Here is a 23,276-nt window from a genome sequence, read left to right on the forward strand (position 1 = left end):
GAGGAGGAACCCCATGAACAGACGCGAATTCCTGATGACGTCCGTGGCCGCGGGCGCCATGATGCTGGCCGCACGCTCGGCTTTCGCCGAGGACAAACTCACCATTCTCGGCTCGGTGCCCAGTCTCGGCTTTCCGTTCTTCGTGCACATGCTGAACGAGATCAAGGCCGAAGCGCAGGCGCAAGGCGTCAACCTGACCGAGAGCGACGGCCAGAACTCGGCCACCAAGCAGACCGCCGACATCGAGGCAGCCCTGGTGCAGAAGGTCAATGCCATCGTCATCTCGCCGCTCGACGTCAACGCGCTGGCGCCAGCCATCGAGGAAGCGGTCAAGGCCGGCGTTCCCGTGGTGACGATCGACCGCCGCGTCGACGGTGTCCAGGGCATCCTTGCCCATGTCGGCGCCGACAATGTGAAGGGCGGCGAGGCGGAAGCGAGCGCCGTGGTGGCGGCATTCCCCAATGGCGCCAAGCTGTTCCACCTGCAGGGCCAGCCGGGCGCGGGTCCCGCGATCGACCGCAACAAGGGCGTGCACAATGTGCTCGATCCGCTGAAGGACAAGTACCAGATCATCTATGAGCAGACCGCCAACTTCGCCCGCGCCGAGGCGCTGACGGTGACGGAAGCCGGCCTAGCCGCCAACGGCAAGCCGGACGCCATCATCTGCGCCAATGACGACATGGCGCTGGGCGCTCTCGAAGCGTGCGCCGCGCGCAACTTCAGCGACGTCAAGATCTACGGCTTCGATGCGCTGCCCGAAGCGCTGGTCGCCGTGCGCGACGGCAAGCTCGCCGGCACGGTCGAACAGTTCCCCGGCAAGCAGTCGCGCACCGCCGTGCAGATCGCGGTCGCCTACGCCAAGGACAAGACCGAGCCGAAGGAAAAGCTGGTGCTGCTGACGCCCATCGTCATCGGCAAGGACAATTTGGATAAGGCGGAGCGGTTGAGCGAGACGAAGTAGGCTGGATTGGTCAGGCCGGTGGGGCACGCCCCCCTCTGGCCTGCCGGCCATCTCCCCCACGAGGGGGGAGATCAGCAGCTTCTTTCGACCGCGCCTCTCTTGCAACGTTTGAAATTGGCGAAAGCCTTCACGACATCCAATCTCCCCCCTCGTGGGGGAGATGTCCGGTAGGACAGAGGGGGGCGTGCCCCGCTGCCTGCCGCAATCCGGGAGCCATCCTTGCCAGTTGAAGCCGCATCCCCCGTCCTGCTTGCCGTCGAAGGCGTCACCAAGCATTTCGCCGGTGTCACGGCATTGAACGAGGTTTCGCTCGACATCCATCCCGGCGAAATCCTCGGCCTGCTTGGCGAAAACGGCGCGGGAAAATCGACGCTCTTGAAAATACTGTCCGGCGTCATGCCACCGTCGGCCGGCCGCATCACCTTCGACGGCGCCGACTATCAGCCGGCGAGCCCGCAGGACGCCAAGCGGCTGGGCATCGTCACCATCTATCAGGAGCTCAGCCTGATCCCGACGCTGACCGTGGCGGAGAATATCTTCATCGGCCGCGCGCCGACCGGGCCGCTCGGGCTGGTGAGCTGGCGCAAGATGGAGCAGGATTCCCGCGCCATCATTGCCCGCGTCGGTCTCTCCATCGACCCGATGACGCCGGTGTCGGCGCTGTCTGTGGCCGAACAGCAGCTGGTCGAGATCGCCCGCGCACTGTCGCTGAAAAGCCGGCTGATCATCATGGACGAACCGACCTCGGCGCTGACCGAGACCGAGGTGCAGCGGCTGCTGTCGATCATGGACCGGCTGCGCAAGGACAAGGTCGCGATCATGTTCGTCACCCACCGGCTGGAGGAGGCATCCGCCATCTGCGACCGCATGACGGTGCTGCGCGACGGCAGGCTGGCGGGGCATCTCGAGCGTCAGGGCGGGCCGATCAAGCTGCCCGCCATCATCGAGAAGATGGTCGGCCGCGCCGCTTCCGAACTTTACGCGCGGCCGGCGCAGCGCGCGGTGGCCGGCGATGTGGTGCTGTCGGTTCGGGGCTTGCGCACCGTGCGCGACCCCGAAGCGCCGCATGCCATCGTGCTCGACGGCGTCGACATCGACCTCAAGGCCGGCGAGATCCTCGGCGTTGCCGGCCTCGTCGGCTCGGGCCGCACGGAACTCGCCCGCGCCATTTTCGGCGCCGACCGCATCGCGGCGGGCACGATCACGCTCGACGGCAGGGAAATAGCACCCGCATCGCCGGCCGACGCCATCAAGCTCGGCATCGGCCTGGTGCCGGAGGACCGCAAGCATCAGGCGATCTTCGCAGCCCTTGGTATATTGCCGAATTTCTCCGTCGCCTCACTTGGGCGCTTCAGCAACGGCTTCGGCTTCATGGCCGAGCGGCGCGAGCGCGACGCGCTGTCGGGTTTCCGCAAAATGCTGTCGATCCGCATGGCTTCGGCCGAGCAGGCGATCGAGGGCCTGTCGGGCGGCAACCAGCAGAAGGTGATCCTGGCGCGCTGGCTGGCGCGCGACCCAAAGGTGCTGATCGTCGACGAGCCGACGCGCGGCGTCGATGTCGGCGCCAAGGCGGAGGTGCACCAGATCCTGGTGCAACTGGCGGCGCGGGGCATCGCGGTGATGATGATCTCGTCCGAACTGCCCGAGGTGCTGGCGGTGTCGGACCGCATCGTCACCATGCGCAAGGGACGCATCACCGGGCAGATGCCGGGCGTCGAGGCAAACGAGGAAAGACTGATGGAATTGATGGCGCTCGACAGGCAGGATACGCCGTCACAGGACGCGGGGGAACAGGCACGATGAGCATCGCCGAGGAACAGAACCAGCGCGGCGGCGTGACGATCGCACGGCTTTTGATGAGCTTCGGGCCGCTGCTGTTCCTGGCCGCCCTCGTCGTCGTCTTCACCGTGCTGAAGCCGAGCTTCATCGACCCGATCAACCTGTTCAACATCACGCGCCAGATCTCGATCACCGGGCTGATCGCGCTCGGCATGACTTTCGTCATCCTCACCGCCGGCATCGATCTTTCGGTCGGCTCGCTGCTCGCCTTCTGCGGCATGGTGGCGGCCGTGGTCGCCAAGGGCGGCACCGCCAACACGCTGTCGCTGTCGACGTCAGGCACGCAGGGCTATGGCTGGTTCGCGGCGCTGCTGGCCGCCGTCGTGGTCGGTGCTCTCGCCGGCGGCGTGCAGGGGTTCGCCATCACAAGGCTGAAAGTGCCGCCCTTCGTCGTCACGCTGGGTGGGCTGACGGTGTTTCGCGGGCTGACGCTGACCATCTCCAATGGCGGTCCGATCTCCGGCTTCGACGCCTCCATGCGCTGGTACGGCACGGGGCTGATCGGCCCGGTTCCGGTGCCGGCGCTGATCTTCGCCATCGCCGCCATATTGTGCCACATCGTGCTGCGCTACACCCGCTATGGCCGTGCCGTCTACGCCGTCGGCGGCAATGCCGAAGCGGCACGGCTGTCGGGCCTGCGCGTCGACCGCATCCTGGTTTCGGTCTATGTCATCGTCGGCTTCTTCGCCGGGCTCGCCGCCTTCGTGCTGTCGGCCAGGCTGAATTCTTCCGAAGCGGTCGCCGGCATCGGCTACGAGCTGACGGTGATCTCGGCCGTCGTCATCGGCGGCACCTCGCTGTTCGGCGGCATCGGCTCGGTCGGCGGCACGGTGGTGGGGGCTGCCCTGATCGGCGTGCTGCAGAACGGGCTGCAGTTCAACAACGTGTCGTCCTACACGCAAAGCATCGTCATCGGCCTGATCCTGATCCTGGCGGTGGCGTTCGATCGCTGGCTGAAGTCGCGGGTGAGGCGGTAAGGGTGCGCGGCACCATGGCCGCGTGCAGCGGATGCGCGGCCAGTTCCCGGCCCGGTTGCAAAACATCGGCGCCTTGCTAGAAAGGCCGGGGCGGGTGGCGTCATGAGGGGTGCTCATGGTTGCCGACATCATCAGACCGATCAGCTTGAGTTTTTCGCTGCTGCGGCGCTTCTGGCCGCAGCTCGTGGCGCTGGTGCTGGCCGGGGTGCTGACCGGCGATCTCCTCCTGCAACTGGCGGCCAAGGTGGCGCTCGCCAACCATTTCGCCGGGCTTGCCATGCTCACTTTGGTGGCGCTGGCGCAGCTGGTGGTGACGGTGGCGATGTTCCATGTGCTGCGGCCGGGCCTGCCCAATGTGCTGGCCGCGCAGCGCGGCGCGGACAAGGCCGCCGAGAGCAAAGTCGCCGGCAAGGAGACGAGCGATGCAGACCGGCGCGGCTCGCGGCTGGTGCGCATGATCACCATCGCGCTGCTGCCGTTCTTCGCCTACTACGCCGCCTGGGGATTTCTTGGCGATATCGTGCGGCAATATTCGCGCGCCTCGCTCGACCAGGCCGGTTTCGGCCAGAGCGGCAATGTGCTCGACGTGCTCGATTCGCGCTGGCTGCTGATTTCGGTCGCCGTTTCCTGGCTGATCCGCCGGCTGGCCAAGTTCATGCAGAGCAGGACCAAGGCCCTTTCGTTCTGGCAGATCGTCGTGGTGATCTGCGAGACCAACTGGATCTTCGTCGGCCTCTACGTCATCAGCCGCTGGAAGGACTCGGCGCTGCAATGGCTGATGAGCCGCAATTTCTGGTCCGTGCTGCAGGCGTCCATCGATGGGCTGGCGAGCCCGGTACCGGTCGCGACGGCCGCATCAGTGGTGCCGGCGGCGAGCGCCGCACCAGTGATGACGGCGGCGAGCGCCGCACCAGTGATGACGGCGGCCAGCGCCGCACCAGTGATGACGGCGGCCAGCGCCGCACCAGTGGTGACGGCGGTGAGCGCCGCACCAGTGGTGCCGGTCGAGATCACCTCGATCGCGGCCTCGACGGTGGCGGTCAATCTGTTCTTCTACATGCTTTTGCCACTGATCTGGCTGGTCATGGCGGCGCTGATCTACGGCTATGAGGTGCGCGACGACGCGGCGCTGATGCGGGTCAACGGCCGCGTCGAACGGTTCGGCCAGCGCTATGCCGGACTGCCGAAATTCCTGCGCGACTTCGTCGAGCATTTCATCGCCGGCTACCGTTCGCGCTACCTGCCAATCGCCAATGGCGTGCGGCTGACGGTGAGTTCCAGCCTGTTGCTGCTGTGCACGCTGATCGTCGGCTACCGCCTGCTCGACTGGGGCGCCGCCTGGCTGTGGCTTGGCGCGACAAGGCTGATCGGCCCGCACGAGCTCGACGTCTGGCAGATCCTTTCGCATGGGGTGACGCTGCTGTTCGGCAGTCCCTTCCAGGATTCCTCCACCGGCATCCTGATCGAGCCGATCAGGATCTGTTTTCTCGCCGCCGTGCTGGAGACGGCGTTCTCGCTGTCGAAGGGGGCGGGGAATGGAGTTAGTGAAGCCGCGGCGTAGGCGTGCGTTCCTCTCCCCGTATAGTGACGGGGAGAAAGTAGCTATTTCGGCGGCCTTTGAAAACGAAGATACCACGGCCGTTCGCTGCCCAGGCCGACGGCCGGGCGGATGGTTTTCACCGCGTCCTCGGGAACGATGAAAGTGTCGCCGATGGTGATGATGTCGCCTTTCCTGGCGCCGGAGAAGATCGCCTGGGTGCAGGTCGTCACGCCGTCGGGCAGGCTGACGCCGCTGATGAAATCGGGCAGCCAGCGGCGCCCGGCGGCGTCGGTCAGCATCAGCTTGCAGCCCAGCCATTGTTTCCGCAGGTCCGGGTCGCCGATGGTCACGGTGAAGGTGGCGATGACGGCGAAGGCGTGGTCGGGCAGGCGGCCGGCCTTTCCGCCGCGCAAATCGGCCAGCTTCCAGCCGCTGCCGCCGAACGGCACGGACTGGCCGAACTCGACATCCCGGGCGATGAGGTCCTCGCCAAGCAGCCATTCGCGCACGCTGTCATAAATGGTCTCGCCCAGCGTCAGCGGCAGCAGGATGGCGAGCGCGACAAGGCCGCGCCGGCGCCATTTTCGCTCGGCCTGTGGATTCGTCGCCGGTTCCGTGTCTGTCGAAACGGCGCTCATGTCTTGCCCTGCGGTGTCTGGCCCTGCGGTGTCTGGGCCGCCGCGGCATCGAGGTCGAATTCCGGCAGGATGTCGGACGGCTGGCCGTCAGCGCCGGTCGGCAGCGCATCGAGGCTGATGCGGGCCTGCGCGTCGAGCGGGCCGAACTGGCGCGCGGCGATCAGCAGCCTGGCGCCGCGGATCTGGTCCGATGGCACCTCGAAGACGAACAGGCCGCGTTTGTCCAGGCCCGGATCGACGCCGTGCGGCGGCATGTCCTGGCGGTAGCCCAGCCGCTCCGTCTGGTGATAGCGCAACCCGGTCGGGCCTTGCCAGGTGCCGTCGGCCACCGCCGTGGAAGCGCCGGTCGCGGTGAGGTTTGTCGTCGCCACCACCCACAGGCCGCTGGTCGTCAAAAGCTTTTCCTGGCCGAACTGGCTGGCCTTGAGCTGGCGCGCGAAGATCACCTTGTCGAGCCGGACAGCGAAGCTGCGCGCGCGCACCGTGTCGTTCATCGCGCCATCGATGGGAATTGGTGCGGTGAGGTCGGCATAATGCGGCTTCGTCACCTGCATGCCGTAGCTCAGCGCCACGGTCGCGCAAAGGACCGCCAGATTGCCAAGCAGGCGTATCCTCATGAGCCGCTCTCCGGCTGCCCGATCGCCGATTGCCCAGTCGCTGGCAAGTCGGCGACCGGCAAGGTGAGGGTGCCGAGCCGGTAGGGGTTGTACCAGCCGGGCGTGCCATGGAGATTGTCGCGCGGCTTGAAGATTTCGGCGGTGACGCCGAAGGCGAGACTTGCCGGCACGGTGGCGTCGCCGGCAAGCGGCCAGACATAGGCCATGCGCTCGGTCATCCCCGGATGCAGTTCCGGCGTCAGCGTGGAGTCGCGCGTCAGCACGATCATCGGCGAGGGGTCGGGCAGGATAATGCCGTCCGGCGTGAAGACGTTGAAATAGCCCTTGTCGGATTGCGCGGTGCGGTTGGTCATGTCGACTTCCAGCACCAGCGCCTTCTGACCTGGCTTCAGCGGCACGCCATGGACCCTGGCATGGCTGACATAGGCACGCACCAGCTGCAGGCGCCAGCGTCCGGCCTCGATGACGGCGCCTGGCGGCAATTGCGGTGGACCATGGGCGGGCAGGGCGCCGAACGCCCCCATCAGGCCGGCGACGAACAAGGCGGCGATGGTTCCCGCGCCGGCCGTTACCAAGGTCTGAACTTTTGAGCGGGCAGTCTTGAACATTCCAAACTATTGCACGTCGAACGAACAGCCACCCACGCGCAATCTAGGAAGAAAAAGCAGGGATTGGAACCCGCAAATGGCAGCTTCAGCCTGGCCCGAGCCTCAGGCTGCCTCGAGCGCCCACAGACGATGGGAGTAGCGGCGGAAGAAGCGCGCCACGAGAAGCTGCCGCCTGGCCCTGGCAAGGTCGGGCAGGCGCCGTTCCTGGCGCCAGCGCGGCATGTTGCGCCAGCCGGCGATGAAACGGGCTGCATCCTCGATGGCTTCATGCGCCGACAGCGCCGGGCCGATCGCGGCCAGGAACAGAGGCTCCGACTGCTTCAATTCGTCGATGACGGCCTTGCGACTGAAATGGTCGAGACGGGCCTGCGCGATGCCGTTGCGGCGGATCGCCTCGAAGGCTTCGAGCAAGGCGGGACTGTCGCCGGTGTAACCGCAGGCGCGGGCGAAATCGGCGGCATCCATTCTTGCTCCCGCATCCAGGCGCGGGTCATTCCACGCCGACTCACATATGCAAGTCATATATAAGCATAACTCACACAGATATAGAAGAAAGACTTTTGGAGGAGTTTGGAAACTGCGACTCGACTCCCGCTTCAAAACACGGGAAGATAGGAACAAATCAGAAACAAAAGGACAGGGGATGATGGCGTTGCCGGGGAGGGAAGCAGTGATCGCGCAGGTCGCCTCGCTGTCGGTCGAGTGCGCCGATTGCGGCCGCAACAGGTGGTGGCGACCCGATCAGTTGAAGCGCTTCGGGGTCAACGGCAACACGCCGCTGGCCGCGTTGTCGGGGCGCATCGTCTGCTCGGCCTGCCGTGCCGACGGGCTGCCGGGCACGGCGGTCTCGATCCAGGCAGCGTTCATCGACGAGCGCCAGCGCGTGCGCAGCGAGGCACGGATGCTGGGCGATCGTGAGGTGCTGGTGGAGGCGAGGCGGGCTTGAGCAAAGGACGTGCCGTCATGGACGATTTCGCCAACATTGTGACGCGATGCGGCGACCCAGCCCCTTCTCCCCGTCACTATACGGGGAGAAGGTGCCGGCAGGCGGATGAGGGGCGGCGCTGATTTGGCGGAATTGAACTTCTATTCTGATGGTGCGAGGGAGTTTGCAAGCTTGGTCGTTTTCTTTGAGGTGGCATTCGAGACGCCACTTGCCGAAATCTTGGTGCTGCCCCTCATTGTCCTGCCGGACATTTCTCCCCGTATAGAGACGGGGAGAAAGTAAGCTGTTGCGGATGGTTTCGCCAAATATCAACGGTTAAGAACGCCGGCGGGCCGGTGAGGGCGGCCTGGATCCGGAAAGGCAGGCGCGCTAATACCCCAGCAGTTCTTTCAGCGGGATGACACGCCAGACCTGTTTGATGGCGTAGCGGTTGAAGGTCAGCGTCTTGGGCGGATTGTACTGCTCGACCACCAGCTCGCCCGCCGTGCGCCGGACCAGTTTCTTGATGAAGGCCTTGCCGTTCTTCTCGTTCTCTTCGGGAAAAGTCTCGATCACGACATGGTCGCCCGGCACCGCGTCGCGGCCACCGCAATAGATCATGTCGCCGGGTTCATAGCGCGGCACCATGGAATCCGAGAGCACGTGCAGCGCGAACACTTTCGGCAGGTTGCGGACTCCCGGCGGACGCTGGACGTATCCTGCAGGCTCGCCGTTGAAGGTGAAGTCGCCGTCATCGCCGCCGACGGCGGCGCCCAGCACCGGAATATCCATCGCTCCGGCCGGCAAGGGGCCGGCATCGGTGACGACCTCCGCGTCCGCCACAGGGCCGGCATCGTCGAGGAAGACGACCTGCCCTTGGCCCAGCGCCACGGGGTCGACACGCAGGAAGGCGGCGGTCTTCAACAGGTTCTCGGTCTTGGGTAGGTTGCGCCCGGTTTCCCAGTTGCCGACGGCGGCGACATCGGTGTCGTTGTGCTCGGCGATGTGGCGCATGACCAGGCCGCGCTGCTTGCGTGCCTGGCGGATCGCGGCTCCGACCCTGATCGACAGTTGCGTTTTCACCATGGCCTCATGTGACCGACAAGTCCTGCTTTCGTCCATGAAAGAATGGCTTGCATCAATTTTTGAGTTATGCTTATATCACCTCATGCAAAAGCTCAACCCCCTCAGAGTCGACAGCGCCTCCAGCCCGGCCTTGCCGGGCTGCCCTTTCCCTTCCGCCCCGGCCGCCGCCTCCCCGGCCGGGGCGAAGCGCGAAGCCGATTGCCTTGACGCATCGGCCTCGCGTCCGGTCCGCCCGTCAGCGGCGGCCGGAACGGCCGGAGCCGCCGCTCCCCGCGGCTCCGGCCCCCCATTCGACCCGGCCGCGGCTCGTTTCCCGATCCGCACGCAGGACGACACCGTCATCCCTGACGAGCCGATGGCGGGCAGGGCGGTTTCCGCCCCCGACAGGGACACTGCGCGGGCGCGGCTCGCGCGCCTTGCCGCGCCCGTCGGCCGGCCGGGCTGAAAGCAGCCCTTCCACAAGCAATCCCAGCGGCCGACAGGCCGGACCACGGCCGGCAGTCCCATGGCGGCTGTGGGCAAACCCCGACGCTTGCCTGACGGCGCCGTGCGCGGCGGCCGCTGGCCGCGCAATGGAGACGGACATGGCAAGCTATAGCGACGGCGAATTGCAGGCGATCGCCGCCTGGCTGAAGGACGGGCTTTCGGCCTCGAGGATTGCCGCGGCGTTCAGCGCACAGCGCGGCGCGCGCGTATCGCGCAACGCCATTATCGGCATCGTCCACCGCAACGCCATGCTTGGCGCGATCGGCTTTGCTAATGGCAAGGGCCTGGCGGCGCGCACGGCGATGGCCAAGGCGGCGAGCCGCGCCGCCAAGGCGGAAACCAGCCGTGCCGGTGCCACCCCGCAGCCGGCCAAACCCGCCATGCGGCCGAAGCGGGCTCCTTCGCCCGTCCGGCCGAGGCTTTTCCAGCGCGAGGCGGGCGTGCTGATCGCCGATGGGCAAACCTACCGTTTCAAGGTACCCGCGCCGCCACGCGGTGCCATCGGCCGGCAGCCGCATGGCGTGGCCATGCGCTTCATCGACTGCCTGTTCAACCGCTGCCGCGCGCCGCTCGACCTGACGCTGGAGGACGATCCTCGAAATGATGCGCCCGGCGGACGGCCTGGCCAGGAGATGCTGTGCTGCGGCATGCGCACCAGGGCGATGAAAAGCTACTGCACCTACCATCAGGCACGCTTCCAGCGTCGTGTTTGCGAGGCCGGCTGAAGGGTTGATCCCTTCTCCCGGTCACGGGGAGGAGGTGCCGGCAGGCGGATGAGGGCGGCGCCGACATAATGTAATTTGGAGCTTCAGCGGACGCCAAACTGTGGAAACGCTGGCTCTGCCCGTCATTGCCCTACAGGGCATGCTCCCCGTTCATGGGGAGAAGGACGCTCCGCGAAATATTGGGAGAATTGCCTTGAACAACTATCGCGCGGCACCGCTATTTCGGCACTTGGCGGCCCTGTTTGGGCTGGCGGCTCTGTACGGTGCGCGGCTCCAGCACCATCCCTGGGCCGCCTCCGGCAACCAGTATGCCGGTAACGCGGGCAAAGCCGGTGAACACTTTGATCGCGTCGGATTGCGAGATCTGCGCCGCGATGGCCGCGCTGCAGGCGTTGAGCGCGCTGCGGTAGACATGGCCCCGCCGCTCGATCGGCCAGCGCTGCAGGAAATCGGCGGCGTCGCTGACGGTCTCGATCTCCTCGACATGTCCGTCCAGGGACACTTTGAGCGGCACTCCGGTTTTCATCGTACCCACGGCGTTCACCTTCGGTCCAGGCGCGGCTTTCAAGCCGACGCTCATAAACGCACAAGGCTGGCAGGCGGTTGCATCGCCGTCTCAGGGGCTCGCAGCGGCGTCGAGCCATTCATGCGCGCGGCTTCTTGGCTTGGCCACCAATATGCCCTGTTGCCTGGCCGCCTCGCGGAAGGCTTCGAAGGCGGGGCGCGGACAGCAAGTGCCCTCGACAGCGAGCCTGACAAGCCGTGCCGCCTCGAGATAGGCCGGCGCGGTCTTGTCGGGCCATTGGTGACGAAGCGCGGTCGCCGCGTCGGCCACCGAGCCGACCAGCATGGTCTTGTTGTCGCAGAAACGCAGGGTCACCGGCATGAAGGCCGTCATCGGCAGTCCTCTCCTTGGTTTGGACGCGTCACAACGTCCGGACCGGGGGCTGGTTCCATTGGCGCGGCTGGAAGCACGGCATGGAGCGCGGCATGAGCGAACGGCCTTTCATGCAGCTCTACGTCTCCGATTTCGTCGGCGACACGTTGCAGCTCTCGACCGAGCAGATCGGCGCCTACATGCTGCTTCTCATGGCAATGTGGAATGCCGGCGGGAGCTTGCCCGACGATGACGCCAGGCTGGCGCGCGTGGCGCGCCTGCCTTTGAAACGATGGCGGGCGATCAGCGCCGAGCTGCTGGCCTTCTTCGAGCGCGAGGGTGGGGAGATCGGCCACGGGAGGCTGACGAAGGAGCTGCGCAAGGCGCGGCTGAAGAGCGAGGCGAGGGCGGCCGCCGGCGCGCGCGGCGGAGCCGCCACCGCCTTGAAAGCAAAGGCGCATGCCAGGGCAAATGCCGATGTTTTGGCGCGGCATTCTCCAGAGTCCAGAAACCAGATGGAAAAAGCTTCCGCTTTTTCAGCGCGCGGGGCGCGCGAAGGACCGGGGATTTCGATCGGGGGCCGTGAGGCGGCTTCGGGATCGCGCGGCCCGGGCCAGCGCAAAAAACCGCGGGGCTGGATCAGGCCGAAAACCCACAGCGACGCCGCCAACGCCATCATCGAGGAGATCCGCGGATATGACCACGGCCGAACTGCAGCAGGCGACGAAGGCGCTGGCGGCACTGTTCTCCTGCTTCCCGCAATCCGCCCTGACTGATGTCGAGATGCAGCTGCGCGGCTATCTCGGCGCCGTCAGGGATGCCGAGCTGGCCGATCTGCAGGCCGCCATCCAGCGCTTCGTGCGCGGCGAGGTGAGGAGCGGAAACGCGCAGTTCTGTCCTTCGAGCGCGCAGCTCTGCATCGAAGTGCGCGAGCGCAAGGTGATGCGGGAGCTGCTGGCGCGGCGGGGTGGGCAAGCGCCGGCAAAACAGTTGACGGGATGATCATATCCGACAGGTCCGAGGGACAGCGCCCCCCTCTGGCCTGCCGGCCATCTCCCCCTCTTGGGGGGAGATCGGATGTCGCTACTGCTTTCGCCGATCTCCGGCGTAGCAGGAAAAGCGGTACCGACGACGCAGCCAATCTCCCCCCAAGAGGGAGATGCCCGGCAGGGCAGAGGGGGGCGCGAAGGATCGCGACCTCTCTTGGAAAACACACCCCGACCCCCAAAAAGGAGCCACCGCATGCCCAAGAAAACCAAAGCCGCCAAACCGCAGGCGCCGAAGCTGCCGAAGGGCGAGGCCGAGCAGGTGCGCATCCGCCGCGAGGTCGGTCATGATTTCGCGCTGAGGGACGATGCCTTCGGTCGCAAGCGGCTGACGTCAGGCACGGCGGAGGCGCGTCGCGTCTACGAGGTGTCGAATGACGGCCACACGTCCACCGGCGGCATCGTGCGGGTGCGCAATGTCGATCCGCTTCTCGGCATCACCTCGCTGTCGCGCCAGCAGCGCGAGGCCGGCCTGCGCTACCGCGAGCATTTCCGGTGCAGCCAGCAGGCCGATATCAAGCCGATGCGCTGGACGGAGCGGGTTGACGGCGGCCGCGCTGGCGGCGGCATCGCCGACAGCGTGCTCAACGCCGGCCGTGCGCACGCCGCCGCGACACGGGCGCTCGGGCATTGGGACGTCGCGGCAATCGTGCAAAAGGTCGTGTGCCTGGAGCAGCCAGTGAAGACCGTGGCCGAGCAGGATGGCGACGGACGCGATGTGGTGACGAAGCTCTTGAAGGTGGGGCTGGATCTGCTGGCCGTGCACTATGGAATGATGATGGGGCGCTAGCACCGCCCGGCCAGCGATGCGTACCGGCAAATTCGCAATGTTTATCCGGCCGGTCAGATGCCGGCCGGATCAGTTTGAACGGTCAATAGCGGCAGACGCGCACTCGCTCAATCACGCGGTGGTGATGCCGCCAATGCTTCACCAACTCGGTTTGGCAACGATGATGGTACATGCCGTAGTAACGCGGCCGATAGCCGTCGTTATACATGCTGTAACGGTAGTGGTTGCGGCCGTAATACGGGCCATAGTCGGAGTAGTCGCGATAGTAGCGATGTCTGGGAACGTAGTAATCGTCATCATAGCCGTTCCCGATGCCGAGCGTGATGCTGGAGGCATTGGCGGGAGCGATTACCGCCACCGCCGAAGCGACTGCTATCACCGATGCAAGCAAGAGTTTTTTCATGACAACCTCCTCTGTAAGGTGTGTCTAATAAACGCCGGGGACGCGACCCTGTTCCCATAAATCGGTGGATCGATGGGTTCGCACCCTATGTCGTGGCGGCGGAAGCACCTCTCGCGGAGCTTGGCCGCACCTGTCAGCATGGTGAGGCACATTTTGAACCTCGGCCGCCACTATCCATTTCCCCTATATGCAACCAGGAAGGGAGATTGGACCATGAATATCATTCTTGGCGGTACCGGGCGTGTCGGCTCGGCGACGGCAGCGACGCTCCTGCGGCTGGGCGAACCGGTCACGGTGGTGACGCGCGACGAGGCCAAGGCGGCGGCTTTGGCCGCGCACGGCGCCGAGGTGGCAGTGGCCGACGTGCTTGATGTCGAGGCGCTGCGTGGCGTGTTCAGGCGCGGCACAAGGGCATTCCTGCTCAATCCGCCTGCCGATCCTTCGACCGACACGGATGCCCAGGAGCGCAGGACGGTGGCTGCGATCGCCGCGGCGCTGGACGGTTCGGGGCTGGAGAAGGTCGTGGCGGAATCGACCTATGGCGCACGGGCCGGCGAACGCACCGGCGACCTGACCATCCTGCATGGGCTGGAAGAAAAGCTGCATCGTCAGCCCATCGCGGCCAGCATTATCCGCGCCGCCTATTACATGAGCAACTGGGATGCCTCGCTGGAGACCGCCAGGCGTGACGGCGTGGTCAACACGCTTCTCCCGGCGGATTTCGAACTGCCGATGGTGGCGCCACGCGACCTCGGCGAAGCGGCGGCGCGCTTGTTGATGGAGCCGCCGGATAAGAACGGCCTGCATCATGTCGAAGGACCGTCGCGTTACACGGCCAGGGATGTCGCCGCGGCCTTTGGCGAGGCGCTCGGCAGGCAGGTCAGCGTGGTCTCGGCGCCACGCGAGCGTTGGGTGGACGCGTTCGAGGACATGGGGTTTTCGCCTGAAGCCGCGCAATCCTATGCGCGCATGACGGAGGTAACGGTCGACGACACCTATGATCCGCCGACCAGGCCGGAGCGCGGGAAGGTGACGCTGGAGCGATATGTGGCTGATTTGGTGGGGGCTGGCTGATTTGGCACGGGCCGGTTGAATGAGCAAAGGACAAACGCCGCGCCTGCCGGCACCTCCTCCCCGTGAACGGGGAGAAGGGAGCCAAGTCCATCAAAACAGGGCCTTTTCCAGCGGTCCTTCCAGCGTCTCGGCAAACGCCGTCGCCAGATGATGGCGGTCGCGGAAGGCGAGCTTGCCGCCGATGAACACGTGGCATTCGGTCGGGCCGCAGAAGCGGTCGGTCAGGTCGACATAGAGCGTGTCTGGCACGCTTTTCACCACGGCCCGCTCGGCGGCCGCGACGTCGTCATTGGCGGCCTGCGCCCTCGGCGTGTCGCACAGCGACGGCGCCTCGCGCCACCACAGCGCGCGGGCAACGCAGGCGTCCGCGAAGCTGCCGCCGATCGGCGTGTCGCGGATGACGGCGGTTTCGACACCGGCCTTGCTGAAGGCCTGCAGCGTGGAGCGCAGGCCGGCCTGCCAGCGCGCGGTCTCGGCCTTGCGGCTGGCGGCGGACATGTCGCGCGTCAGATTGCCGATCGAGAATTCCGAGATCACCACCAGCCGCGGCTTGCGGCGGATGATGTCTGAGATCGCCTGTTCGCGCCATGCGTCGCATTCGGTGTAGTCGCGCTTGAGCACGGCGTTGAAGGTCGGCAGCCGCGAAGCGCGGCACGAGGATTTGAGGTAGGTGACCACTTTGGTGTCGTTGCGTTTTGCCGCCGCGACCAGCGGCGTCGACCAGTGGTCGGCATGCGAATCGCCGAACAGCACGATGGTGTGGGCGGCGTCGGCCGAGCCGAAGGTGCAAGGTTTCGGTTTCACCGTGTGGAAGTCGAGCAGGCAGTTCTTGTCGACGGCGCGCGCGATGGAAGGCTGTTCGGCCGCCTCCTCGATGCCGCGCTGGGTGGGGTCGATGTTGCGCGTCGCCAGATGCGCGTTGGCGTAGGCCGCCGCCACGCCGGCGGCGGTCAGCACAAGGGCCGGGGCGAGGGCAAGCCCTGGAAAAAGCCGAAGCGGTTTTGCACCCGCGCCGGCGTTGAACCGAAAGGCGCGTGCGGCGGCCGCCAGCCAGTCGCCGCGCCGCGCCGGGTTCTCGATCAGCCGGTAGGTAGCCGCCGACAGCGCCAGCGCCAGCACGGCGCAGCCGAGGCGCTGCGCCACGCCGAGGTCCGGCTCCAGCATGCCGGCATAGACGATGATGGGCCAGTGCCAGAGATAGAGCGAATAGGAGAGTGTGCCGACCCACTGCAGGGGTGCCAGCGAGAGCATGGCGGCGGGCGCCAGGGCCTGCCAACGGGTGCCGCCTGGAGCGTCGCCCTGCTCGCCGGCACCGCTCAGGAGCACCAGCACGGTGCCGGCCACCGGCAACAGCGCGTACCAGCCGGGGAAGGGCAGGTCTTCGCTCAAGGCGAGATAGGCGACGGCGATCAGCGCCAGGCCGAGCCACCCCTGTGCCGCCCGCAGCCAGGACTGATGCCGCCACAAAGCGGGTGAGGCGAACGTCGCCAGGCCGCCGGCGGCGAATTCCCAGGCGCGCAGCGGCGAGAAGTAGAAGGCCCAGGCCGGCGAGAGGCTGGTGAGCCACTGGCAGGCGGCGAAGGAGGCGACGCCGACGATGCCGATCACGGCCACCACCATGCGCCGGCCCGGATGCAGCCAGGCGGCGAAGACTAGCAGTGCCGGCCAGACGAGGTAGAACTGCTCCTCCACCGACAGCGACCAGAAGTGAATGAAGGGGTTGCTCAAGGCATCGGCGGCGAAATAGTCGAACGACCAGCGCAGCAGCCACAAATTGATGGTGTAGGCCGCCGCATACATCGCGCCGCGCGAATAGAGCGCCTGTTCCTGCGGCGCCAGGATGAAGGCGCCGGCGGCGAGCGTGGCCAGGATGACGAAGATGGCGGCCGGCAGCAGGCGCCGGGCGCGCCTGGCATAAAAGCGCCACAGGTCGAGCCGGCCGGTCTCCGTGATCTCCTGCATCAAATGCGTTGATATCAGCCAGCCGGAAATGACGAAGAAGATATCGACGCCGGCAAAGCCGCCGGGCAGCGCCGTGAGGCCGAAATGATAGGCGACGACGCCGCCGACCGCCAGCGCGCGCAAGCCCTGTATATCAGGCCGAAACGATGCCGCCACGAGGCCTCCTTGGTGCAGCCCAGCCCCCCAAGGTCCAGCTCTTGCCAATCTCGGCCGGACGGGCCGCTATCGCAATGCAACAAATCTTTCGCAGTGCAACATGGCCAGAACAAGGAGAGGCGATTTTGCCGCTTCATGGAAGCAGGGCGACCGTGTCGATCGACGGGAACAAACTCGCGGCGTCAGGCTGAACGCAGGCGGAACCGATCGCAACGGCTCGCCTTCGACGACGTTAGCATCATTCGGTGGGGCGAGCCCGGCGAGGGCGCGCAGGGGCGGCAAGGCAAAGCGGCGGCATTCACAAAAAACAGCCCCGCGAGCGGGGCTGTCTCCAGGGCCGCGGCACGTTGTCAGCTGCCGCCGTTCAATTTCACGCTGCTGCAGAATTCCGGATGCGTGTTGGTCGGGCTGGCGTTCTTGACCTCGTCTGCGCAGGCGGTCTTCATAGCCATCTGGTCTTCGGGCGTCAGCGCCTTCCAGGCTGTGACGAAGGCGTCCTTGCCAACCATCGTCTTCATGCCGGAATCCGTGTAGAACGGCTTCATCTTGGCAGGATCATCAAGAGCGGACGTTCCCTTGTTGGATCCTGCGAGAGCCGAACCGGTGGCCATTGAAAGCGCCATTACGCCAAGACAGATCATCTTGATGTTCATGATTGGGTCCTTCCCTGTTGCTTTGTGATCGTCGAAGCAACGATCAAGCTTTCAACGAAAAACTTTGCCCGGAAGTTCCGGATTTTCAGGCGAAAATTCTCCAAACAGGTCAAAATATATTCCAGAAAAATTTGAACGCTTTGCGAAATTCCAAGGTAATCCAGCGTAACCCCGGAAATTGCTTGAATCAGCCAACTTTCTTCCGCCGCCAATCGCGGCGTGCCACTGGAGTCGGCCAGGCCTGCGGCCGCTTGGACAACTTCGCGATTGGTGGATGGTTCCGGAGGCCCCGGACATGGCCGTTCGGCGGCGGAAAAAAACCCCGCCGGCGAGCCGGCGGGGCATTGAGTGGAGGGTCTTGATCGCCCGCGAGGCGATCGCGCAGCAACGAGGACGGCCGCCGGAAAGTTTCAGCGTTCCATGCCTGTTTTTGCAGCCATGGTTGCATTGGCCTCGGCCGGCTCCGGCCCGGCAGCCCTGGCCCAGCGGGAGGTTGGCCGTCCAATCCTCTACTGCGCGGCGTCGCCTCCGCGCGGCTGCGCCAGTGACCGGGCCGCATCCGCCCCGGCCGCCAGGATGCGATCCGACAACTCCGCGCCCTCCACCGCGCGGGCCAGTTGAAGCGCGCCGATGAGCGTCGCCAAGATGCCGAATGCCACAGCCTCCGGATCGCTTGCATGCGGCGGGAGAGCGGCCGACACCTGCCGCACCAAAGTCATCAGGCGTTCGGTGTAGAGCTGTCGCGTTTCCGGCTGCTCCCGCGCGATTTCCGGCAACAGGGCGGCGGAAGCGCAGCCCATGCCCGGATTGTCGCGGTGCTGCGCCGACAGATAGGCATCTATGGCCGTCTCCAGGCCGCCGGAGGCCAACACCCCGGCGATCTGGCCTGACTGGCCCTCCAGCGCCGCCGCCACGCATTCGCGAACAAGTGCCGCCTTGGAGGGAAAGTGGGGATAGAAGGCGCCGTTGGTCAGTCCGGCGTCGCTCATGATGCTTGCCAGTCCGGAGGCGGCGATGCCGTCGCTCCGGAACCGTTGCGTGGCGACCTCCATGATCCGGCCGCGCGATGCGTCCTTGCGGCCCTTTTCGTAACGCATGTCCTTCCTTTCCATGCTCTATTGCATTATGACCATAATCTGATATTACGAACATAATTCAATCGACGGAAGAAAGCTAGCCCCGACGGGTTCTGGAGCATCAAAATGAAAACGCATAGCGGCAAGACCGCAATCGCGAGAGAGCCAATACGATGAAAGCCTTTGTCGTCGACAAATATCAGAAGAAGGGCGCGCTGCGGCTCGCCGACATGCCGGAACCCGAACTGCGGGACAATGATGTGCTGGTCGAGGTCCACGCCGCCGGCGTGAACCTTCTGGATTCCAAGCTCCGGGACGGGGAGTTCAAACTTATAGTGCCTTATCGGCCGCCCTTCATCCTGGGCCACGACGTGGCCGGCATCGTCGTGCGGGCCGGATCGAAGGTCCGCAAGTTCAAAGCCGGCGACGAAGTCTATGCACGGCCGCGCGACGGCCGGATCGGGGCATTCGCCGAATTCATCGCCATGGATGAGGCCGACGTGGCCCTGAAGCCGAAAAACCTCAGCATGGAGCAGGCGGCCTCCATTCCGCTGGTCGGCCTGACCGCCTGGCAAGTGCTGGTCGAAAGGGCAGGGCTGAGGAAAGACCAGAAGGTCTTCATCCAGGCTGGCTCCGGCGGGGTTGGCACGTTTGCCATCCAACTGGCGAAGCATCTCGGCGCGACGGTTGCGACAACGGCGAGCGCGGCGAGCATGGACCTGGTGAAAAGTCTCGGCGCCGATGTCGTCGTCGACTACCGCAGGGACGATTTCGAGAAGGTCCTGGAGGGCTATGACGTGGTCGTGAACAGCCAGGATGCCAAGACGCTCGAGAAATCGCTGCGCGTGTTGAAGCCGGGCGGGAAGCTGATTTCCATCTCCGGTCCGCCGGATCCCGGGTTCGCCAGCAAGCAAGGCCTGAATATCGCGCTGAAGCTGGTGCTGTGGTTGCTCAGCCTCGGCATACGCCGCGGGGCCAAACGCGCCGGTGTCGACTATTCCTTCCTGTTCATGTGGGCGCAGGGCGACCAGCTGAGCCGGATCACGTCGCTCATCGAAGCCGGCATCATACACCCGGTCATGGACCGGACCTTTGCGTTCGAACAGACCAACGAGGCCTTGGCCTATGTCGAAACGGGACGTGCCAAGGGCAAGGTGGTCGTGAAGGTCCGGTAGGACGGTCGGGAGCCGCACGACCCAATTCGCGGCGATGCCCGGTTGGCTAGAGCGCCGGCCCTGTCTCGATCTCCTGGAGATAGAACGCCTTGCTCGGCTGCAGGTGGTCAACGCAGAGCTGCGCCAAGACCCAATTGTCGCTGCGTTTCAGCGCCTCGATCATCATCAGATGGTGCTGGCGCGAGATGTCGAGCTTGTCCCGGTCGGCCAGGGAATTCGCCCGCACCGGCAGGCTGAGGCGCATATAGTGCTCGATCGACGACACCAGATAGGCATTGCCGCAGGCCGAGAACATGGTGAGATGGAAACGGTCATTGGCCTCGTGGATGCCCCTGAGGTAGCCCGCGTCGACATGGCCGCTGTAGACGTGGTGGATCTCGGTCAATTCCGCGATCAGCGCGTCGCTCGCCGGCAGGCGGATCATCAGCGCGGCCTGGCGCTGCAGCATCTCGCGTACCTCGTAGATCTGGCGCACTTCCTCGGGCGCGAGCCGGCGCACCATGGCGCCCTTGTTGCGCTCGCGCGTGGCGACGCCGAGCCTTTCCAGCTGGTAGAGGGCCTGGCGGATGGTGTGGCGCGAGACCGGGAAACGGGCGAGCAGCACGTCCTCGACCAGGCGCGTGCCGGGCGCCAGCCGGCCGAAGATGATGTCTTCCTCCAGCGCGTGGACGATATCGGCTTCCTTGCCGCCATAGTCGACCGTGTTGAGCATCGCGACTCTCTCGTTGGCCCGGCCAAATCATCATTGGCCGTGACCACTCTAGCCTTCGCGCGCGAGGCTGGCCACAAGCGGGTCGAGGCGCGGGTCGTCGAGGCTGACGACGCCGGACATCCGCATCGCCTGCCGCAGGCTGATCTTGCCAACTTCCTGGCGCATGATGACGGGCAGACAGGCCGGCCCCGCTCCCGTCAGGACGAAGGCCCGGCCGACCAGGACCGGTTCGGAGAAGGGCGCCCATTGCACGGCCATGATCGACGGCTCGCCGGTCTGGCGGCGGTTGATGGCGGTGAAATAGATCCAGTTCAGGCGTGAGATCGCCACGCCATAGTGCCAGCCGAGCGCGCGCGCGCCGCCTTGGCGATTGCCCTCGGCCCACCGGGTCACGCGCCGGAACGTCACCAACTCCGCCTCGCGCCGCACGAAGGTGACCGACCGCATCAACAGATCCGGGCGCTCGGGAACCGCGAAGTAGGTGAAATAGGTGCCGCCGGCGATGGCGGGGCAGGGGCCGCGCACCATGTTGGCGTAAAGCGTTTCATGTATCGGCGCCAGAAGGACATGTCGCTGCGCCTCGGCTTCCGGCGCGCGGTACAATTCATCCTCGTCGACGCGGAAATAATCGCAGATCAGCCTCGCCGTGGCCCTGTTGGGCAAGCTCTTGCCTTGCAGGTAGCGCTCGAACTGCGAGCGGTTCATGTTCAATCCGCGGCAAACGGCGCTCACCGACGCGTGGCCGCTGACCAGCCGTTTGAGATTCGTGGCAAGATTCCTGCGAATTGGCACGACACCGTCCCCCCGAAGACGTCCGGACCATTATTCAAGCAATTGCTGATATTGCGCCAATCTCGCACAACATCGCTCGGGCGCGAAAGGGGACCTTCGGCCAATGTCGCTGCAAAAATCGCTGCTTGCGGGCCGACATGGAAAGGCCCGCCACCGACGCGACTCGTGACGGGCCTTCTGGAGTACGCCGGGCTTCTTACCGCCCGGCCATTTGCAAAACCTGCCGGCGGCGCGATCGTTCCATCACAACAGGAGGCCCGGCAACTCAGCCCGGCAACTCAGCCTGGCAACTCAGCCTGGCAACTCAGGGGAAACGGCTCTCGGGCCTTGCGGATCGTCGAAGTCGTCTCGCGCCAGGACGCGAGACCTCGCATATCCCTCAGGTTTCAGGCCTTCGATTCAGATACAAATCGAGGTGCAGATACCCGCGGTAACCGCCGACAGTTTCTCGCGCTTCAAGAGCGTCGGCTTGGCGTAGGTTTTCTTCATGGCCCTATCCCCTCGATTCAAGCGGCCTTGCACGGTGAAAGACAGGAAACCGCCGTGACCGTGGACAGTTTCTGGCGCTTCAGAAGTGTCGGCTTGGCATAGCTTTTCTTCATTTTCGTTCCCTTTGCCTAGGCTTGCCCGTCGAATCTGACGCAAAAGGAAGGGCGAAGTCAAAACGTTTCACCTGCAGGGAGCATGCATCGTCGATGTTTTAGCTCTTGCTGATGCCAAAATCACGCATAACAGACGCGAAAGCCGACAATCCCGGCGATTGTCTCGTGCCTGGCTGCCGGTCCCGGCATGGGGATAGGCCGGGCCTAGTTCCTGTCGGACGGCTTCGAGCGCATCCTCGACACCGTCTCGCGCTCGGCGCGTTTGGAGCGCAGCGGCGGCAGGCCGCGGTCGATCAGGTCCATGTCTTCCAGCACCATGTCGCCCATGCGCTTGAAGGCGATGTCGAGGGCGCCGGCGCGGTGGGCGGAGCGCAGGAAGCCAGGGAGCGTGCGCACGGGATGGTCGCCCGCCAGCGGCTCTTCGGGAAAGACGTCGCTGGCGGCAAGGATGTGGCCGCTCTTCACCGCAGCCATCAAGGCGGGGAAATCGACGACGCCGGCACGGCTGAGCAGGATGAAGGCGGCGCCCTTGCGCATCCTGGCGAAAGCATCGGCGCCGAGAAATCCCTGGTTTTCGGAGGTCACCGAGGCAACGACGAAGACGAAGTCGCTTTGCGACAGCACCTCGTCCAGCGCAGCCGGCTCGACGCCATTTTCCCTCAGGATCGATGGCGGCAGCCAGGGGTCGAACACCTTGGTGCGGGTGCGGAAGCCCGACAGCAGGCGGTTGAGCGCGCGGCCGAGGTCGCCGAAGCCGATGATGCCGACATCGGCGCCCGAAAGCAGCCGCGCGGTCCGGTTGCCGTCGCCGCCCCACAGCTCCTGCCCCTGGCGGAAAGCGAGGTCGGCGTCGACGATGCCGCGGGCAAGGTTGAGCGCCATGGCCAGGCCCAGCTCCGCCACCGGCTCGGCGAAAACCAGGCCCGTCGTGACGACATGGATGCCGCGCGAAAACAGCGTTTCATAGGGCATGTTGTCGAGGAGATTGCTCTCGACGTTGAAGACACAGCGTAGCGCCCGCATCGCTTCAAGCGTGTCCGGCGAGATCGGCGGCTGGCCGACGATGTAGCGGGCCTCGGCCAGCACCCCCGCCGGCAGTCGCGCCACGCCGTCCGGCGTCGTCTCGACGATGCGGTAATGCGCCCTGAGCCGCGCCAGCTGCGGCGGCGTGAAGATCAGCTCGAGCGTGCGCGGCTCGGGCGCGCTGATGACCAGCGGCAAGGCGGTGTCTGACATGGCAAGATCCTCCCGAAGCGGCTTGTGGCGCTTTCTCGGTCCTAAATCTATCCCGGACCAGCGGATTTAAAAGCACGGCAGACCGATTTACTCGGTGCAGGAACGTTTCGCTCAAAATCGCGACAGCCGTCCTGACGCAATTGACATTCGCGGCGAAGCCGGTCTTCTCTGCGCTATTCAACAAAGGGGCAATAGCAAATGAAGAAATATGAGAAGCCAACCTGGCAAAAGCGCGAACGGCTTTCGGCCGTCACCGCGCTCGCTGGATCTTCAAATTTGCCGCCGCCGCAATGACTGAAACCGCCGGGCGAGCCTGAAGG

Annotated in this window: 26 protein-coding genes; 11 read left to right on the forward strand and 15 right to left on the reverse strand. The window is 65.3% G+C overall.

The features are described 5' to 3' along the window. Positions 1-13 precede the first annotated feature (13 nt). The 4 genes from EN824_RS01295 to EN824_RS01315 all read left to right on the forward strand — a co-directional run bounded on the left by EN824_RS01295 (position 14) and on the right by EN824_RS01315 (position 5,338). The gene (locus EN824_RS01295; protein WP_135931743.1) at positions 14-961 is read left to right on the forward strand and encodes a substrate-binding domain-containing protein; all 948 of its coding nucleotides are present in this window, start codon (positions 14-16) and stop codon (positions 959-961) included. Positions 962-1,180: 219 nt separating this feature from the next. Continuing rightward, entirely contained in the window at positions 1,181-2,764 is a 1,584-nt protein-coding gene (locus tag EN824_RS01305) for a sugar ABC transporter ATP-binding protein (protein ID WP_135931744.1), read from the forward strand. Then, positions 2,761-3,777 (forward strand): ABC transporter permease, encoded by a 1,017-nt coding sequence (locus EN824_RS01310; protein ID WP_135931745.1) that lies wholly within the window; start codon positions 2,761-2,763, stop codon positions 3,775-3,777. The genes EN824_RS01305 and EN824_RS01310 overlap by 4 nt, the downstream gene beginning before the upstream one ends. 115 nt (positions 3,778-3,892) lie before the next feature. Further along, positions 3,893-5,338 (forward strand): hypothetical protein, encoded by a 1,446-nt coding sequence (locus EN824_RS01315; protein WP_135931746.1) that lies wholly within the window; start codon positions 3,893-3,895, stop codon positions 5,336-5,338. 41 nt (positions 5,339-5,379) lie between these two features. On the opposite strand, the gene EN824_RS01320 is transcribed toward EN824_RS01315, so the two are convergent. The 4 genes from EN824_RS01320 to EN824_RS01335 all read right to left on the reverse strand — a co-directional run bounded on the left by EN824_RS01320 (position 5,380) and on the right by EN824_RS01335 (position 7,645). Continuing rightward, entirely contained in the window at positions 5,380-5,955 is a 576-nt protein-coding gene (locus EN824_RS01320; RefSeq protein WP_135931747.1) for a hypothetical protein, read from the reverse strand. Further along, the gene (locus EN824_RS01325) at positions 5,952-6,572 is read right to left on the reverse strand and encodes a hypothetical protein (RefSeq protein ID WP_135931748.1); all 621 of its coding nucleotides are present in this window, start codon (positions 6,570-6,572) and stop codon (positions 5,952-5,954) included. The genes EN824_RS01320 and EN824_RS01325 overlap by 4 nt, the downstream gene beginning before the upstream one ends. Further along, positions 6,569-7,180 (reverse strand): hypothetical protein, encoded by a 612-nt coding sequence (locus tag EN824_RS01330; RefSeq protein WP_135931749.1) that lies wholly within the window; start codon positions 7,178-7,180, stop codon positions 6,569-6,571. Before EN824_RS01330 ends, EN824_RS01325 begins: the two co-directional genes overlap by 4 nt. A gap of 102 nt (positions 7,181-7,282) precedes the next feature. Then, positions 7,283-7,645: a hypothetical protein gene (locus tag EN824_RS01335; protein WP_135931750.1), complete on the reverse strand. Its 363-nt coding sequence runs from the start codon at positions 7,643-7,645 to the stop codon at positions 7,283-7,285. Positions 7,646-7,826: 181 nt separating this feature from the next. On the opposite strand from EN824_RS01335, the gene EN824_RS01340 reads away from it, so the two are divergent. Further along, the gene (locus EN824_RS01340; protein WP_135867423.1) at positions 7,827-8,126 is read left to right on the forward strand and encodes a hypothetical protein; all 300 of its coding nucleotides are present in this window, start codon (positions 7,827-7,829) and stop codon (positions 8,124-8,126) included. 369 nt (positions 8,127-8,495) lie between these two features. On the opposite strand, the gene EN824_RS01345 is transcribed toward EN824_RS01340, so the two are convergent. Further along, entirely contained in the window at positions 8,496-9,191 is a 696-nt protein-coding gene (locus tag EN824_RS01345) for a helix-turn-helix transcriptional regulator (protein ID WP_189522108.1), read from the reverse strand. A 584-nt stretch (positions 9,192-9,775) separates the two neighbouring features. Here EN824_RS01345 and EN824_RS01355 point away from each other — a divergent pair. Then, positions 9,776-10,402 (forward strand): GcrA family cell cycle regulator, encoded by a 627-nt coding sequence (locus tag EN824_RS01355; RefSeq protein WP_135931753.1) that lies wholly within the window; start codon positions 9,776-9,778, stop codon positions 10,400-10,402. A 217-nt stretch (positions 10,403-10,619) separates the two neighbouring features. Here EN824_RS01355 and EN824_RS01360 read toward each other — a convergent pair whose 3' ends face one another. Together EN824_RS01360 and EN824_RS01365 are read right to left on the reverse strand one after the other, a co-directional pair. Then, on the reverse strand, positions 10,620-10,982 hold the full coding sequence (locus EN824_RS01360) for a DUF982 domain-containing protein (protein ID WP_127280334.1): 363 nt from the start codon (positions 10,980-10,982) through the stop codon (positions 10,620-10,622). A 36-nt stretch (positions 10,983-11,018) separates the two neighbouring features. Then, positions 11,019-11,300 (reverse strand): DUF982 domain-containing protein, encoded by a 282-nt coding sequence (locus EN824_RS01365; RefSeq protein ID WP_135865905.1) that lies wholly within the window; start codon positions 11,298-11,300, stop codon positions 11,019-11,021. Between the two features lie 92 nt (positions 11,301-11,392). On the opposite strand from EN824_RS01365, the gene EN824_RS01370 reads away from it, so the two are divergent. The 3 genes from EN824_RS01370 to EN824_RS01380 all read left to right on the forward strand — a co-directional run bounded on the left by EN824_RS01370 (position 11,393) and on the right by EN824_RS01380 (position 13,115). After that, positions 11,393-12,055, forward strand: coding sequence for a DUF1376 domain-containing protein (locus EN824_RS01370; protein WP_135865907.1), 663 nt, complete (start codon positions 11,393-11,395; stop codon positions 12,053-12,055). Continuing rightward, complete coding sequence (locus tag EN824_RS01375) at positions 11,976-12,281, forward strand: hypothetical protein (RefSeq protein ID WP_127280331.1); 306 nt, start codon at positions 11,976-11,978, stop codon at positions 12,279-12,281. Before EN824_RS01370 ends, EN824_RS01375 begins: the two co-directional genes overlap by 80 nt. A 240-nt stretch (positions 12,282-12,521) precedes the next feature. Further along, positions 12,522-13,115, forward strand: coding sequence for a DUF6456 domain-containing protein (locus EN824_RS01380; RefSeq protein ID WP_135865909.1), 594 nt, complete (start codon positions 12,522-12,524; stop codon positions 13,113-13,115). 82 nt (positions 13,116-13,197) lie between these two features. On the opposite strand, the gene EN824_RS01385 is transcribed toward EN824_RS01380, so the two are convergent. Continuing rightward, positions 13,198-13,518: a hypothetical protein gene (locus EN824_RS01385; RefSeq protein ID WP_127280328.1), complete on the reverse strand. Its 321-nt coding sequence runs from the start codon at positions 13,516-13,518 to the stop codon at positions 13,198-13,200. 213 nt (positions 13,519-13,731) lie between these two features. Between EN824_RS01385 and EN824_RS01390 the strand changes: the two genes are divergently transcribed. Next, positions 13,732-14,592 (forward strand): NmrA family NAD(P)-binding protein, encoded by an 861-nt coding sequence (locus EN824_RS01390; RefSeq protein WP_127870220.1) that lies wholly within the window; start codon positions 13,732-13,734, stop codon positions 14,590-14,592. Positions 14,593-14,682: 90 nt separating this feature from the next. Here EN824_RS01390 and EN824_RS01395 read toward each other — a convergent pair whose 3' ends face one another. The 3 genes from EN824_RS01395 to EN824_RS01405 form a co-directional block, all read right to left on the reverse strand. Next, on the reverse strand, positions 14,683-16,710 hold the full coding sequence (locus tag EN824_RS01395; protein ID WP_135865914.1) for an acyltransferase family protein: 2,028 nt from the start codon (positions 16,708-16,710) through the stop codon (positions 14,683-14,685). Positions 16,711-17,060: 350 nt separating this feature from the next. After that, positions 17,061-17,363: a hypothetical protein gene (locus tag EN824_RS01400; protein ID WP_127281324.1), complete on the reverse strand. Its 303-nt coding sequence runs from the start codon at positions 17,361-17,363 to the stop codon at positions 17,061-17,063. Positions 17,364-17,872: 509 nt separating this feature from the next. After that, the gene (locus EN824_RS01405; RefSeq protein WP_135865918.1) at positions 17,873-18,460 is read right to left on the reverse strand and encodes a TetR/AcrR family transcriptional regulator; all 588 of its coding nucleotides are present in this window, start codon (positions 18,458-18,460) and stop codon (positions 17,873-17,875) included. Positions 18,461-18,612: 152 nt separating this feature from the next. Between EN824_RS01405 and EN824_RS01410 the strand changes: the two genes are divergently transcribed. Further along, positions 18,613-19,614 (forward strand): NADP-dependent oxidoreductase, encoded by a 1,002-nt coding sequence (locus tag EN824_RS01410; protein ID WP_135865920.1) that lies wholly within the window; start codon positions 18,613-18,615, stop codon positions 19,612-19,614. 46 nt (positions 19,615-19,660) lie between these two features. Here EN824_RS01410 and EN824_RS01415 read toward each other — a convergent pair whose 3' ends face one another. The 4 genes from EN824_RS01415 to EN824_RS01425 all read right to left on the reverse strand — a co-directional run bounded on the left by EN824_RS01415 (position 19,661) and on the right by EN824_RS01425 (position 22,956). Then, positions 19,661-20,326: a GntR family transcriptional regulator gene (locus EN824_RS01415; protein ID WP_135865923.1), complete on the reverse strand. Its 666-nt coding sequence runs from the start codon at positions 20,324-20,326 to the stop codon at positions 19,661-19,663. A 48-nt stretch (positions 20,327-20,374) separates the two neighbouring features. Beyond that, positions 20,375-21,118: a helix-turn-helix transcriptional regulator gene (locus EN824_RS01420; protein WP_135931754.1), complete on the reverse strand. Its 744-nt coding sequence runs from the start codon at positions 21,116-21,118 to the stop codon at positions 20,375-20,377. A gap of 399 nt (positions 21,119-21,517) precedes the next feature. Next, entirely contained in the window at positions 21,518-21,607 is a 90-nt protein-coding gene (locus tag EN824_RS35060) for a putative RiPP precursor (RefSeq protein WP_189343711.1), read from the reverse strand. A 317-nt stretch (positions 21,608-21,924) separates the two neighbouring features. Then, on the reverse strand, positions 21,925-22,956 hold the full coding sequence (locus EN824_RS01425; protein WP_135931755.1) for a hydroxyacid dehydrogenase: 1,032 nt from the start codon (positions 22,954-22,956) through the stop codon (positions 21,925-21,927). Positions 22,957-23,276: the final 320 nt, after the last annotated feature.

Origin of the sequence: Mesorhizobium sp. M8A.F.Ca.ET.181.01.1.1 (assembly GCF_004792025.1) — a bacterium.
Taxonomy (GTDB): domain Bacteria; phylum Pseudomonadota; class Alphaproteobacteria; order Rhizobiales; family Rhizobiaceae; genus Mesorhizobium.

Bases quoted from the DNA above. Each gene is read 5' to 3' on its own strand.
- EN824_RS01295 (WP_135931743.1), top strand. From the start codon at position 14: ATGAACAGACGCGAATTCCTGATGACGTCCGTGGCCGCGGGCGCCATG.
- EN824_RS01310 (WP_135931745.1), top strand. From the start codon at position 2,761: ATGAGCATCGCCGAGGAACAGAACCAGCGCGGCGGCGTGACGATCGCA.
- EN824_RS01315 (WP_135931746.1), top strand. From the start codon at position 3,893: ATGGTTGCCGACATCATCAGACCGATCAGCTTGAGTTTTTCGCTGCTG.
- EN824_RS01320 (WP_135931747.1), bottom strand. From the start codon at position 5,955: ATGAGCGCCGTTTCGACAGACACGGAACCGGCGACGAATCCACAGGCC.
- EN824_RS01325 (WP_135931748.1), bottom strand. From the start codon at position 6,572: ATGAGGATACGCCTGCTTGGCAATCTGGCGGTCCTTTGCGCGACCGTG.
- EN824_RS01330 (WP_135931749.1), bottom strand. From the start codon at position 7,180: ATGTTCAAGACTGCCCGCTCAAAAGTTCAGACCTTGGTAACGGCCGGC.
- EN824_RS01335 (WP_135931750.1), bottom strand. From the start codon at position 7,645: ATGGATGCCGCCGATTTCGCCCGCGCCTGCGGTTACACCGGCGACAGT.
- EN824_RS01340 (WP_135867423.1), top strand. From the start codon at position 7,827: ATGGCGTTGCCGGGGAGGGAAGCAGTGATCGCGCAGGTCGCCTCGCTG.
- EN824_RS01345 (WP_189522108.1), bottom strand. From the start codon at position 9,191: ATGGTGAAAACGCAACTGTCGATCAGGGTCGGAGCCGCGATCCGCCAG.
- EN824_RS01355 (WP_135931753.1), top strand. From the start codon at position 9,776: ATGGCAAGCTATAGCGACGGCGAATTGCAGGCGATCGCCGCCTGGCTG.
- EN824_RS01360 (WP_127280334.1), bottom strand. From the start codon at position 10,982: ATGAGCGTCGGCTTGAAAGCCGCGCCTGGACCGAAGGTGAACGCCGTG.
- EN824_RS01365 (WP_135865905.1), bottom strand. From the start codon at position 11,300: ATGACGGCCTTCATGCCGGTGACCCTGCGTTTCTGCGACAACAAGACC.
- EN824_RS01370 (WP_135865907.1), top strand. From the start codon at position 11,393: ATGAGCGAACGGCCTTTCATGCAGCTCTACGTCTCCGATTTCGTCGGC.
- EN824_RS01375 (WP_127280331.1), top strand. From the start codon at position 11,976: ATGACCACGGCCGAACTGCAGCAGGCGACGAAGGCGCTGGCGGCACTG.
- EN824_RS01380 (WP_135865909.1), top strand. From the start codon at position 12,522: ATGCCCAAGAAAACCAAAGCCGCCAAACCGCAGGCGCCGAAGCTGCCG.
- EN824_RS01385 (WP_127280328.1), bottom strand. From the start codon at position 13,518: ATGAAAAAACTCTTGCTTGCATCGGTGATAGCAGTCGCTTCGGCGGTG.
- EN824_RS01390 (WP_127870220.1), top strand. From the start codon at position 13,732: ATGAATATCATTCTTGGCGGTACCGGGCGTGTCGGCTCGGCGACGGCA.
- EN824_RS01400 (WP_127281324.1), bottom strand. From the start codon at position 17,363: ATGAACATCAAGATGATCTGTCTTGGCGTAATGGCGCTTTCAATGGCC.
- EN824_RS01405 (WP_135865918.1), bottom strand. From the start codon at position 18,460: ATGCGTTACGAAAAGGGCCGCAAGGACGCATCGCGCGGCCGGATCATG.
- EN824_RS01410 (WP_135865920.1), top strand. From the start codon at position 18,613: ATGAAAGCCTTTGTCGTCGACAAATATCAGAAGAAGGGCGCGCTGCGG.
- EN824_RS01415 (WP_135865923.1), bottom strand. From the start codon at position 20,326: ATGCTCAACACGGTCGACTATGGCGGCAAGGAAGCCGATATCGTCCAC.
- EN824_RS35060 (WP_189343711.1), bottom strand. From the start codon at position 21,607: ATGAAGAAAACCTACGCCAAGCCGACGCTCTTGAAGCGCGAGAAACTG.
- EN824_RS01425 (WP_135931755.1), bottom strand. From the start codon at position 22,956: ATGTCAGACACCGCCTTGCCGCTGGTCATCAGCGCGCCCGAGCCGCGC.